Below are 13,602 nucleotides of genomic sequence, written 5' to 3' on the forward strand. Positions count from 1 at the left end.
AACAAATTAGGTGGGATTGGGTTCTAGTTGCAGACGCTCAGCCAAGAGGACGGCTTGCGTACGGCTGTATACACCTAGCTTACGGAAAATCGCAGTGATGTGAGCTTTCACTGTGGCTTCGGTGATGTTGAGTTGATAGGCAATTTGCTTATTCAGCAAACCTTCATGCAACAAGTACAACACGCGATATTGTTGGGGGGTGAGATCAGCGACTTTTTTCGCTAATTCTTGGTCTTCATCGGAGATGTTATCTAAGCGCCCACGCATTTCTTCAGGCACCCAAGTGTCGCCTTGCAGAATCACGTCGATGGCTTCGGCAATCTTCGCTGACGATAACGATTTAGGAATAAAGCCCAGCGCGCCAAAACCAATACATTTGGCCACTACCGCTGGGTCTTCAGAGCCGGAGATGATGGCAACGGGAAGTAATGGGAAATCTTCGCGAATACGAATCAACCCATACAAATCGCCGCTGCCCGGCATGTGCAAATCTAATAACAACAAATCAAGATCATCGTCCTCAGCAAGCGCCGCCAGCGTCGCGTCTAAATCGCCCGCCTCGCGCAGCTCAAGCTCAGGATAATGATTCGCGAGCGCCCCCTGCAGGGCCTCGCGAAACAAAGGATGATCATCTGCAATTAAAAATTTGGCCATAAGATTCCCGTAGCCCGGCGTTTCACGCCGGGTGACGCGCAGCGTCGTTAATGCCCAACCATCGATTAAACGTTGAGAACTACCCAACCATCGATTAAACGTTGAGAATAACCGTGCTGCGCACGACCCGTCGTGAAACGACGGGCTACTTGTTCAATCGATTTTCGATTAACGAATCTACCACAGACGGATCGGCAAGCGTAGAGGTATCGCCTAAATTTTCAAACTCATTAGCGGCGATTTTACGCAGAATACGGCGCATGATTTTTCCTGAACGCGTTTTCGGTAAATCTGGCGTCCAATGAATAAAATCAGGTGTCGCAATGGGGCTTAATTCTTTGCGTACCCAATCGCGCACTTCTTTGGTCAGCTCGTCGGTAATTTCGGTACCTGCCATCGCTGACACATACACATAAATGCCCTGACCTTTCACATCATGCGGATAACCCACCACCGCGGCTTCAGAAATCTTCGCATGTTCAACCAACACCGACTCAATCTCAGCCGTACCTAATCGGTGACCTGACACGTTCAATACGTCATCCACACGACCGGTAATCCAGAAGTAACCATCTTCATCGCGACGCGCACCATCACCCGTGAAGTACACGTTTTTGTACGCCGAGAAATAGGTTTGCTCAAAACGTTCATGGTCGCCCCACAGCGTACGCGCTTGGCCTGGCCATGAATCTTTGATCACCAAGTTCCCATCAACCGCGCCGTCAAGTTCTTGACCGTCAGCATCCACCAACGCAGGCTGCACCCCAAAGAACGGACGGGTTGCCGAACCTGGTTTCAAATCAGTTGCACCAGGTAATGGCGTGATCATGATGCCGCCAGTTTCGGTTTGCCACCAGGTATCGACAATCGGACAACGCTTCTCACCGATAACTTTGTAATACCACTCCCACGCCTCAGGGTTAATTGGCTCACCGACTGAACCCAACGTGCGCAATGACTTACGCGTTGAGGTTTCAGCCGCAGCGGTACCTTTCGCCATCAAAGCACGAATCGCTGTCGGTGCAGTGTAAAGAATATTAACGCCGTGCTTATCGACAACTTCACCAATACGACCCACGCCAGGATACGTTGGCAAGCCTTCAAAAATTAATGTGGTCGCGCCATTCGCAAGCGGACCGTACACAATATAACTGTGACCCGTAATCCAGCCCACGTCGGCTGCACACCAGTACACATCATCTTCGTGGTAATCGAACACCAACTCGTGCGTCATTGACGCATACACCATGTAGCCGCCGGTAGTATGCAACACGCCTTTCGGCTTACCCGTTGAGCCCGAGGTATACAAAATGAACAGCGGGTCTTCTGCATTCATGACTTCCGGCTGACATTCAGACGGCACGTCTTTAACCAGTTGATCCCACGCCACATCGCGACTGTCATCCCACTCGGTTTCGCCATGCGTGACTTTCGCTACCACAACCTTCTCAACGGTCGCACAACGACCGCCGCGCAATGCTTCATCCACATTCGCTTTCAATGGCGTCGTTTTACCACCGCGACGACCTTCGTCGGCAGTCACAATCACTTTCACGCCGCAGTCATTCACACGGTCAGCAATCGCATTTGGCGAGAAACCACCAAAAATAACCGTATGCACCGCACCGATGCGCGCACAGGCCAACATCGCATAAGCAGCTTCAGGCACCATCGGCATATAAATCGCCACACGGTCACCTTTTTGCACGCCGAGCTTCTTCAAGCCATTGGCAAAGCGTGATACCTCATGGTGCAACTGCTTATAGCTAATCTCTTCACTAACACTTGGGTCATCACCTTCCCAAATAATCGCCGTTTTATCACCACGCTCCGCCAGATGGCGGTCCACGCAGTTGTAGCACGCATTCAAGGTGCCATCTTCAAACCATTTTATGCTCACATTACCCGGCGCAAAGCTCGTATTTTTCACTTTTGAGTAAGGGCTGAACCAGCTAATCCGTTGCCCCTGCTCACGCCAAAATCCTTCCGGATCTTTCACGCTTTGCTCATACATCGCTAAGTAATCGTCATTCGTGACAAGCGCCCGCGCTTTCGCATCCGCCGGCACTTTATAAACGTCATGTTGCATAAAACCTCCTAATGAACTGCAAATTCGTTGTTCGTGCGCTTCGCTGGTTGTACGCTTCGCTGTTCGTCGGCGCTTCGCGCTGTTCGAAGTTTCCTTCCAAACAGTGAGGCATAGCCGAGCGGACGAATAGCGAAGCGGACGAGTAACGAATAACGCATTTTTCTTTGCTCTATACCTTCAGTTATTGCGCGCGATCAAGCCATTAGACCATAGTCTAGATTGATAATTACGCCCGCATGTTAAAAGCTTATCAAATACGTGCTTCGTCATTCGTACGTTCGCTTTGCTCACTGTTCGTCCGCGCTTCGCGCTGTTCGACGAATAGCGAAGCGGACGAAGAGCGAAGCGGACGAATAACGAAAAACGCTTTCAATCCAAAGGAGCACAGCAATGTTGCAAAAAACTCTAACCAAATCGCTAGTTGCCAGTGCAGTATTTGCCAGCTTAGCAGGCGGCTTAGCCACCAATGCTCACGCTGCAGAAGGCCCAGAGTGGTCATTCAGTGGCTATGTAAAACTCGATGCCATGATCTCTGACTATGGTGACGGTTCAGCCGGTTCGGGTACCGACAAAAACATCGGTCGCCAGTTCTATATTCCTAGCTTAACGCCAGTGGGCGGTCAAGGTGACGACGCCGTAACCGATTTCCATGCGCGTCAATCGCGTTTCTTTTTCGACGTAAAGCAAAAGCTCGATAATGGCGAAGACATCAGCGGTCGTATCGAAATCGACTTCTTGACCGTGCCAAGTGGCGATGAGCGTATCACTAACTCATACGCGCCACGCTTGCGTCAAGCCTACCTGCAATACAAAAACTGGTTGATTGGTCAAGCTTGGTCAAACTTCCAAGACCTCAGCATCTTGCCAGAATCTGTTGATTTCGTAGGTGCAACCGACGGTATGGTGTTCATGCGTCAACCGCAAGTTCGCTACACCAGCGGCGCTTGGAGCTTCTCAATTGAAAACCCAGAAACCACAGTAAGCTTGGTGAACCCAGACACAGGCGCCGTATCACGTGCGGCCACCAGTGAAGGCATCATGCCAGACTTCACCGCGAAATATAAAGGCAAGAGTGGTAACTTCAGCTACAGCGTGGCCGGTTTAGTGCGTCAATTAGCGTACGACATCGACAGCGATGGTAGCGACGAAACCGCAACCGGCTACGGCGTTACCTTGGGTGGTAAATTAGCGTTTGATAACGGCAACGACATTCGTGCTAGCTTCACCGCAGGCTCCGGTATCGGCCGTTACATGGGCTTAAACACCTTCAACGGTGGTTACGTTGACCCGAACAACAGCCTCGAATCACTCGACGTGATGGGCGTGACCTTTGCGTACCGTCATCACTGGAGCGACAAAACGCGCTCAAACATTGTCTACAGCCGCGGCTGGGCCGATAACACCGACAACCTCGAAGGTTCACTGGCAACTGAATTCACCCAACGCGTTGGTTTCAACGTGATGCACTCAGTTGACAAGAAACTCACCTTCGGCGGCGAAGTATCGTTGGCACAACGTGAAAATGACGCAGGCGTCGATGGCGACCTAACCCGCGTCCAGTTCATGGCGATGTACACGTTCTAAGAGCAAGTACGATATTAGCTATTGGATATTAGATATTCGGAATAGCACTTCGCAAAAAAGGCTAGTCATCTAATTGGCTAGCCTTTTTATTATGTACAAATATGCCAGAAACCTAATTGACTGACATACGACTAATGCTCCACGATTACGCGACGGACACCTGACTGATACCTCACTGAACCAACTAATACGCCAGACGATATCAAGAGATATTCAGAGAGATTGGGAAATTTCAGTGGGGGTTGAAGCTGTGCATACCTCTAAAAATTTTAGTGTTCAGTTGCAGCAGATTTGTTACAAATCGGGTGCCCCAAAATGCTACTTTTTTGCTGCAACTGAACAGTCTTTTTTCAGAGGCCCCACACACCTACTGCGGGCTCCACTAATATCTAACGGCTAATATCGCTTTTGCAGTTCATCAAACCATCGGTTTGGTGATTTTGCCGTGGCCGCCGGCGCGATTGAAGATGCTGGTGATGCGGGCTGAACGCACAATCAACCAAGTCATGCCAAATAGGCCTAAGCCAAGCGCGATTGCTAGCCAGCGGTTGTACACGGTAGCTGAATAAATGCCGCCGTTGCCAACCGGTACGGGCTCAATTGGCGCAATTGGTAAGCCGTAGCGATTCGCTAAGTTTTTGATACCGATAAAATGAATGCCTGGAATCTCTTCTTGCAAGAAATATCCCATTACCGTGTCGACTGCGAACGCACGTGCCGGTGCATCTTTCTGTAAACCGGATTTGAACATATCGTCAATACCCGGTGGGCCAACAATTGTCGCGCCACCACCAACGTTCACAAATGCTTTGTAGCTGCGTTCTGCGGAATACTCACGGAAAATCGCAATCCGATCGGCTACCGCTTCTTGGTAGTTCGCGGGATCAATAAACTCAATGTCGGCGCGATCAATTGAACGTTTTAACGCGTCAATACCGTCATCCGAAATACCAATACCACGGTCTTCGATACCACCTAACGAGGCATAAATGGGCTTCATCGAAATTACCCCAGCGTTGCGTAGCTCGCGCTCCATATCCAGCCACGCAAAGCCTGGCACGTTAGCGCCCCACTGTGACGATGAAGCAGAAGCAATAATGATCGCATCGGCACCGAGCGCCTCAAGTGCTGAATACACCGCGAGGTTCATCGCAGGGAATGAGCCCGACACGGTCACAGCAACCAAATCACCCTCACCGACGCCAGCGTCCGCTAACAGCTTTACCGCCACCGCAGCCCAGTTCGGATTCACTGTGGTCTGTTTGGATTCGCGCCCACCTTGGTTGGTGGTAATAATCGAATTCTCTAAGCCCACTAAGCCGGAACGCTGCGGATCAAACTCCGGATTAATCGGTGCGAGTTGCGCCCGCAATGGTTTCAGTACATCCATGCCTTCACGCATAATTTTGGCGGCGTTCACCATAGTGGCATAGTTTTTATCCACCACGGGGTCTCGTTGGCGCAAATTCTCGGCTAGCAAAAATGCCAGTACCGCTAGCGCAATCAAAAACACTTGGCCCCAAAGTGGCACTCCCGACGAGCGCCAATAGATCTTGGTAAATTTACTCATGTGAATAATTCTCCTGTTGGCGCGTCAATTACCAGCCTGGCATCTGAAATGCGCGGCTCGCTTCGTACATGTGCAGTGACTCTGGCATAATCGCAATCAGTGCGAGACGCACCAGTACTGCGGTAACCGCCAAGCCACACAGCGTTTGCAACGCGCCTTGGCGCTCAAACCAAATCGCAATCAATCCGGGAATGATGTAACCGATGATGCTGCTTTCCATCACCGCCATCATAAAACTCGACTCAAGCGGCTGCACTTGCGCCTGCGCCTCATCGACTCCAGCAATCATTTGTAGATCGGTCCAATTGACTAAATTACCGATGAATAAATCAAACAAACCCGCAATGATGTAGCCGGTCAGAATCATAATGATGGTTTGACGGCGGCCGTACACAATCACAAAACTCGAGACGATTTTGACAATCAGAAAAGTCACGAAAGCGGCTAATAGGGTTAGCGCTAAACTTAGTGGGTCGGTTAACTGCAACGCCACATAGCCAGGGACCACCAAACCACCAGCTGCTAAGCCCAACGTTTGGGTCAGCAGAAGCGTGAAAAACAAACCAATGCCGATAGCTACGGCAAGAATATTGAGCGCTATCATACGTCTTCCTCATCAATTGCACGGTTTTGGAAAAAGCGTGCGACTTCTTCGCCGCCACCATGAATGTTACACATGCCCACAATCAAAGCGTGGCCCTGCGATTGCTCCAGCAATACTTCGGTAATTTCGGTCATATGCGCACCTTCCATGACTAATAATTTGTCGGGATCGAGGCCAAATTTCATGGCCTCGCGAACGAAAATGAATGAGCCCGAGCCCATCAACACAATCTTGCTCGCAGGCGACCATTGCACCACAGCTTCCGCCATTTGCTGCGAACGATGCGGGCGGTCGGCACGGCAGTTAATGAGCATGATGGAATGACGCCCTTGGCCATGCTTTTCTAGCATGTTTTCCCAGATGCGCCCGGTCGATTCGGGGTCATTGGCAGCAAACGCGTTCACGAATACCAGGTCGCGCTCAAAGTAGCGCACATGCAATACCTGCATGGCACCTGCTTCGGGCTCTAGGGCCAGCATGCCTTGCAACGCGTCTTCGCGTTTCACGCCCAAGTGTTCACACACTTTGAGCGCTAACGCGACGTTTTCAGCATGTTCGGCGTATTTGAACTGAGCGAGTGTGTCTTCAGGAATCGCGGTTACTTCGTCTTCGGTGACGCCGTGAAGTTGGCTACGACGGTCTTGGCAGGACTCTTCAAATACATCAAGTAAATCACGTTCGGCGGTGAACAGGTTGCCACGCACCGGCGTGCTACCAGCTAATGCTAAAGCGACATCACGCTCGCCAGGCCCCATTACATCGAGATGGTCAGCGCGGGCATTGGTGATGACACCCACAGTGGAGCGCACCATGCGTAACTCACTTAAGCTTTGGTAGTGGGGTTGCAATGCCATGCACTCGACAACGACAATTTCCGGCTTCAGTGCTGCCATGCGTTTGAGCATGCGCATCTGCTCGATAATATTCGCACCGCTAATGCGATAAATCGGAAATTCACGTCCGTCGGGGTCCGTCATCGCCGCCGCGGAACCGGTGGTTTTCGCGCACACGCGCTTGCCACCGCCACGCAGGCCAGCAGCAATCAGTCGGGTCACGCTGGTTTTGCCGCGCGTGCCGTTCACATGCACCCGCACCGGGATATTACGCAGTAGAATTCTATGGCGAAGCGCCTCGAAGGCGCCTGCTGCGACCAATGCCAGCCACAGCAACACCACAATGCTTAATAACAAAGGAAATGACATGTTTTGGCCTTTAGATTGTAAATTACATTCATAAGTGTATGTAATTAATAGACCAAAAGATCGGAATTAACGAATGTTTTACGTAGCCCGGCTTCGGCATCGAAGAAGCCCGAACAATAACAGCGCTGCGCGCTACCCGGCGTGGAACGCCGGGCTACAGTTCCTCGAATGGGACTGGGCGTCCGAAGTAGAAGCCTTGCATGTAGTTGCAGCCAAGTTCGGTGACAAATTCCGCTTGCTGTGGCGTTTCGACGCCCTCCGCGACCACTGCGAAATCAAGGCTCTGAGCAATCTTAATCACCGAGCCAATCAACACTCGGTCAGAGCGATGGGTACGAATACCTGCCACAAAGCTACGGTCGATTTTGACTTTATCAACCGGCAAGCGCTTCAAGTAACTCAGTGACGAGAAGCCTGTCCCAAAATCATCCAATGAAATCGTGATGTTCTTATTGCGCAGATTCTGCAGTACTTCCACCGCATAATCGGTGTTTTCCATCAAAATACTCTCGGTAAGCTCAAGCTCCAGCCACTCTGGCTTACAGCCGGTTTCTTCCAAAGTTTGCTCCAAGAACGGCGTAAACTCGGTCCGATTAAAGTGCAGCGTCGAGAGGTTAATTGCCATTTTACATGGCCCCTGTTCTTGTAGCTTCACCGCGGTTTCACAGGCGCGGCGGAACACCCACTCGCTGAGCGGAATAATCTGTCCGGTCATTTCTGCCAGCGGAATAAACTCCGTTGGCGAAATAAATTTACCCGGCTCACGTTCCCAACGCAGCAACGCTTCGTAACCAATCGTGGCGCCGTCGTTACAACGCACAATTGGCTGATAATGCAGCGTCAGTTGATTCTTCTCAATCGCCTCTTGCAGGCTCGAGCGCATCGCTGCCGACGACTTAAACTGCAAGCTCATGCTGTCTTGATAAATCTGAACGTGGTTATGGCCCTGCCGTTTGGCTTGATGCATGGCCATATCGGCACGCTGAATCAGCTCCAGCGGCGCATATTGGTCTTCAGTTTGATGCGCCACACCAATACTCGCAGTGAGATAAATCTTGTGATGCATGATGCGATACGGCTGTGCCACAGCACTCAAAATCTTCGCCGTCAGCTCCGCCACCACTTCTTCATTTTCATGCATATTCTGCGTGACAATTAAGAACTCATCGCCACCGAAGCGTGCCAACATGCCGCGATTACCGACAATATTACTCAACCGTTGCGCAAGTACCTGAAGTAAGCGGTCACCCACTTGCAAGCCCAAGCTATCATTAATGAGCGTAAAGCCATCGAGATCGATAAACAATGCGGTTAGGTCGCGTTGCTTATGGAATCGATCAGCAATCATGCGCTCAATGGTGGTGCGGTTATAAAGGCCCGTAAGCGCATCGTGTTCAGCTTGGAAGCGAAGCTGCCGACCTTGCACCACCAGTTCACGGTTACGCTCAATGGTAAGCGCCAAGAACAAAACAATCGCAATACCGGCAAAACTCACCAAAGTTTGCAAGTTGGCGCGGGCTTGCATGTCCTTCAAATCATACATGTACGAATAAATAGGCGTACCGGTGGTGAAGTCAGTATCAAGCGAGCTTTCGTACAAAAACAGGGCTTTTTTCTGCAAATATGTCAGCGTGGTATCAGATACCCAGTGCCCGTATTCATCCAGCAACATGCCGTTGGAGATGGCGGTGTAGGTATAAATTGGCGAACGATAAGTCAGTGTTTGATTGGCCAACATTTTCGGCACATTCACAACCGCCAAAATGCCCCAGTAGCCTTTTTCGTAGTTATCGTCTTTAAAATCGAGAGGCACATGAATAAACAGCCGTGCGCCAGACTCAGTACGAGTGCGCGAAGCAACCAACATTTGCACCTGCCCTTTGCGAGTTGGGTCAAATTGCTGCTGCAAATAGCCGTCTTCCGAATAAAGCGATTTGTAAGTCGTGTTTTGATCGCGCGAACGCTCCCAAATTAGCTCATTGCCACGGCGTAAAATCAGGCTTTCAAGAAAATCGACGTCGCGTAAAAAAGCCGTCATATCCAGCGACATCAACTGGTCGTGAATGGTATCCGGATAATTCTCCCAGCGCTCTGCTAGTCGCAACAAGGTACTGACATGCTCTTTACCAGCCGCGCGCCGGCTGACATTCAAACTCACCGCCGCTTCGCGCCCCTTATCACGCAATTCATTCATTTCGTTGTGAAATAACGTCACGCCAATCGCCGAAGAGAGCAACAGACCGACAACCGCAATCGTTGACGTGAGCACGCTAACACAAGGGAGTTCGCTCTCGCTGGCAGTGCCTTGATTCCACAAACCGATCAATGCCAGTAACACCAAGGCACCGGCAACTAGGCTTCCAGTTGGATGACGAGCGAGTATTGGCGCTTCAAAGATGAAGTGCATAAACAGTAAAATGGCCAGCGCCAGTGCTGCTAGGCCAGCCAAAATCCGCTGCGCGCGAACTGCCAGTGGGTGGCGCAGGCGCAAAGTCATCCACAAACCAATCACACCGGTAGTGATGTATAAGCCGTTGTGTACTTGTGAATCGAAGCTATCGAACAAACTGCCCATGAAGCCATCGGCCGAAGCAATAACCGCTAGCACAGAGAATAGTCGGGAGGTGCCTGACTTCCACTCGCGCTGACTATTCAAATCATAAGTGAAGAGCGCTATGCCGAGTGAACCCGCGGCAACTAAAATTGATGAGCTAAGAGAGTGGTAGAGTTGCAGTTGCGTGGGCTCTAAAAACCGATACACCAAGATCACAAAAGCAGCCATAAACAAAGCGATACCAATCACTAAGTTCACGACCGCCTTGGCCTGCTGATCGACTTGAATAATGCGCATTCCCCCGCCTCTGTTTTCTTATTATTGTTATATGCTCAATATAACCATAATCAAAACAGAATGACTAGCGCCGAATTGTAAATTTTGCTAGCTAGCGAAAAACCTTATTTTTAGCCGCTTCACAACAGATATCGCCCGAGGAATGACCCACTGCTTGCCTTTGCGATCACGAAATACCGCATGCGTTAGAATCGGCGAGCGCTGTAACTCGGCCAGTGCGCGTTTAATTGCGGCACCATTTGATTCTGCCAACGGCACACCTAAATCCGATAATTTCTCGGTACCGTTATACAGCGATATTTTGCGCCGTGCTCGCTGCGCGCCCTTTATCTCGTTAGCTTCTTCTGCTTGCGCTGTTTTTTGGTCACTCACGATGTTCCAACTCCCTGTGACAATTTATCGTGGTTTTTTACGTTTAAAAGCACAAAACGTAAATACATTGTAAACAATAACGTATTTTAATGAAAACAAAACTTAGCAAAGCGAATACACATATGTTAATTTTTAAATAAAATCAGGTTGATAACACATTAATGGAGATGACATGGACGTGCTAGAAAGCTTAATTACCCGTGTTGAGCATCACGGCGCGCATCAAGGCGTGACCGGTTCTTGCCACGAATTCCAGCTGGCCCACGGTGCGTCGATGCTGATTGATTGCGGTCAATTTCAAGGTGGTGACGTCGCGGCTTTTGAAGCTAGTGGCGGAAGTGCTGAACGGATTCAAAACATTGATTTTGATATCGATAACCTGATGGGTTTAGTGATCACCCACTGCCATATTGACCATGTTGGGCGCTTACCCAGCTTGATGGCCGCTGGCTTTCGTCGGCCGATATATTGCACGCCGGCAACCGCCGTGCTGTTGCCGATAGTTCTGGCTGATGCGATGAAGCTTACCCGTTTTCCGCACGCCGCTCGCGTGTTAGGTGGGGTGCAGTCCTTACTCCGACCCCTCCCTCTTGATCGCTGGCACGCACTCGAGCACGGTTGGCGCATGCGCCTACGCAACGCTGGTCATATTATGGGCTCGGCTTATGTCGAGTTCGAGCAAATGGTCGCCGCCGGTATACAAGAGAACCCGCTGCGGGTTGTCTTTTCGGGTGACTTAGGTTGCAAGAATACGCCGCTACTGCCAGACCCCACGCCACTGGAGTTTGCTGATTTGCTGGTGCTAGAAAGCACCTACGGAGATAGATTGCACGAAGACCGTGAAACACGGCAAACGCGCTTGAAAGAAGTGATTGAACGCGCCTATGCCGACGGCGGCACCGTATTGATACCAGCGTTTAGTATCGGTCGCACGCAAGAGTTGCTGTATGAAATTGAAGACCTCATCCATAGCGATCCAGACTGGCGGCAGATGACCGTTATTCTGGATTCGCCACTGGCCAGCCAATACACCAAGCAATATCGCCGGCTGAAAGCATTGTGGGATGAAGAAGCTCGTTCGCGTTTAGCCGACGACAGACACCCGCTAAATTTTGAACGCCTGCATGTGGTCGAAAGCCACGATCAACACCTCGAGATTATTGATCTACTGCGTGAATCTGGAGAGCCAGCGATTGTATTGGCCGCCAGCGGCATGTGTAGCGGCGGGCGTATCGTCAATTACTTGAAGGCGTTGATTGATGATTCGCGCACCGACATTGTATTCGTCGGCTACCAAGCCGAAGGCACGCCAGGCCGGCAAATTCAAGATTACGGCCCGCGCGGCGGCTACGTCGTGTTAGATCACGAGCGCTACGACATTCGCGCACAAGTACATACGTTAGGTGGCTATAGCGCCCATGCCGATCAGCGCGAATTGCTGGAGTTTTTGCATACTACCGTAGGTTCGGTGCACGATGTGCGGCTGGTGCATGGTGAAGCCGGTGCGAAAGCGGCGCTGGCTGCCGCGATTGAACGGTCGGGGTTGATAACTGGGGCTGTGGTTTAGCGGAGTAAGTCGGGAGTAAGTGGGGTGCAGTCCAAGGACTGCACCTCTTTGAGGAGCAGTCCTTAAACTGCACCCTTATAACCATTCGGGTTTTGCGACTGCCAACGCCAGGAGTCAGTCATCATGGTGGCGAGGTCGCGCTGCGCGGTCCAACCAAGCGATTCACGCGCGTAGGCTGGGTCGGCATAACACACGGCGATATCGCCCGGGCGTCGAGGCACGATTTGATAAGGTACCGGACGGCCTGAAGCCTGCTCGAACGCCCGCACCATTTCCAACACCGAGTAACCGTTGCCAGTGCCAAGATTTACTGCTTCAAAACCCGTAGCGGCTTCCAGTTTTTCTAGCGCCGCTAAATGCCCAAGTGCGAGGTCGACCACATGAATGTAATCGCGCACGCCGGTGCCATCGTTGGTCGGGTAGTCATCACCGTACACCCTCAACTGCGGCAGGCGGCCAACGGCAACCTGCGCAATGTATGGGAGTAAGTTATTCGGAATGTCATTCGGATCTTCACCAATCAGCCCCGATTCATGCGCACCCACTGGATTAAAATAACGCAGCACAATTGCCGACCATTCTGGGTCGGCGACGCACAAATCCGCGAGCATACGCTCAACCATATACTTCGATGTACCGTAGGGGTTAGTGGTGGCACCCGTTGGGAAATCCTCGCGAATTGGCACACTCGCGGGGTCACCATAAACCGTCGCCGACGAACTAAACACGATGCGTTTCACGTTATGTTCAGCCATCACCTGGAGCAAAATCATGGTGCCTGCGAAATTGTTTTCGTAGTATTCAAGGGGTTTCGCCACACTCTCGCCAACAGCCTTTAAGCCCGCAAAGTGCACCACCGCCGAGATATCATTCTCAGCAAATACACGCTGTAATAATTCGCCATCGCGAACATCGCCCTCAACGCACACCACTTCTTTGCCAGTTATCTTTGTGACGCGCTTGAGGCTCTCTACCGAGCTATTGCAGAAATTGTCATATACCAAAACATCGTGGCCCGCTTGCAGCAGCTCAACCACCGTATGCGAGCCAATATAACCCGCACCACCAGTCACCAGAATCATCCCCAACTCCTATGTAAGTGGGGTGCA

General features: G+C 51.1%; 10 protein-coding genes. 2 read left to right on the forward strand and 8 right to left on the reverse strand.

Annotated elements, in window-relative coordinates:
* Positions 1 to 6: 6 nt before the first annotated feature.
* Positions 7 to 654: a response regulator transcription factor gene (locus BM292_RS05500; RefSeq protein WP_092856931.1), complete on the reverse strand. Its 648-nt coding sequence runs from the start codon at positions 652 to 654 to the stop codon at positions 7 to 9.
* A gap of 145 nt (positions 655 to 799) precedes the next feature.
* A complete protein-coding gene (gene acs, locus BM292_RS05505) occupies positions 800 to 2,743 on the reverse strand; it encodes an acetate--CoA ligase (RefSeq protein WP_092856114.1) in 1,944 nt (647 codons plus the stop codon).
* Between the two features lie 390 nt (positions 2,744 to 3,133).
* Here acs and BM292_RS05510 point away from each other — a divergent pair, with 390 nt between their 5' ends.
* Positions 3,134 to 4,327: a DcaP family trimeric outer membrane transporter gene (locus BM292_RS05510; protein WP_092856116.1), complete on the forward strand. Its 1,194-nt coding sequence runs from the start codon at positions 3,134 to 3,136 to the stop codon at positions 4,325 to 4,327.
* Between the two features lie 418 nt (positions 4,328 to 4,745).
* Here the strand turns inward: BM292_RS05510 and pgsW are convergent, their stop codons facing one another.
* From pgsW to BM292_RS05535, 5 genes are all read right to left on the reverse strand, one after another.
* Positions 4,746 to 5,897, reverse strand: coding sequence for a poly-gamma-glutamate system protein (pgsW, locus tag BM292_RS05515; protein WP_092856118.1), 1,152 nt, complete (start codon positions 5,895 to 5,897; stop codon positions 4,746 to 4,748).
* 28 nt (positions 5,898 to 5,925) lie between these two features.
* A complete protein-coding gene (gene pgsC, locus BM292_RS05520) occupies positions 5,926 to 6,501 on the reverse strand; it encodes a poly-gamma-glutamate biosynthesis protein PgsC (RefSeq protein ID WP_092856120.1) in 576 nt (191 codons plus the stop codon).
* On the reverse strand, positions 6,498 to 7,703 hold the full coding sequence (gene pgsB, locus BM292_RS05525) for a poly-gamma-glutamate synthase PgsB (protein WP_092856122.1): 1,206 nt from the start codon (positions 7,701 to 7,703) through the stop codon (positions 6,498 to 6,500). Before pgsB ends, pgsC begins: the two co-directional genes overlap by 4 nt.
* Before the next feature lie 154 nt (positions 7,704 to 7,857).
* Positions 7,858 to 10,554 (reverse strand): putative bifunctional diguanylate cyclase/phosphodiesterase, encoded by a 2,697-nt coding sequence (locus BM292_RS05530; protein WP_092856124.1) that lies wholly within the window; start codon positions 10,552 to 10,554, stop codon positions 7,858 to 7,860.
* An 87-nt stretch (positions 10,555 to 10,641) separates the two neighbouring features.
* A complete protein-coding gene (locus BM292_RS05535; RefSeq protein ID WP_092856127.1) occupies positions 10,642 to 10,926 on the reverse strand; it encodes a hypothetical protein in 285 nt (94 codons plus the stop codon).
* A gap of 172 nt (positions 10,927 to 11,098) precedes the next feature.
* Between BM292_RS05535 and BM292_RS05540 the strand changes: the two genes are divergently transcribed.
* Positions 11,099 to 12,493, forward strand: coding sequence for an MBL fold metallo-hydrolase RNA specificity domain-containing protein (locus BM292_RS05540; protein ID WP_092856129.1), 1,395 nt, complete (start codon positions 11,099 to 11,101; stop codon positions 12,491 to 12,493).
* Between the two features lie 62 nt (positions 12,494 to 12,555).
* On the opposite strand, the gene galE is transcribed toward BM292_RS05540, so the two are convergent.
* Positions 12,556 to 13,575 (reverse strand): UDP-glucose 4-epimerase GalE, encoded by a 1,020-nt coding sequence (gene galE, locus BM292_RS05545; RefSeq protein ID WP_092856131.1) that lies wholly within the window; start codon positions 13,573 to 13,575, stop codon positions 12,556 to 12,558.
* Between the last annotated feature and the right edge of the window lie 27 nt (positions 13,576 to 13,602).

Source organism: Pseudidiomarina tainanensis (assembly GCF_900115255.1).
Lineage (GTDB): Bacteria > Pseudomonadota > Gammaproteobacteria > Enterobacterales > Alteromonadaceae > Pseudidiomarina > Pseudidiomarina tainanensis.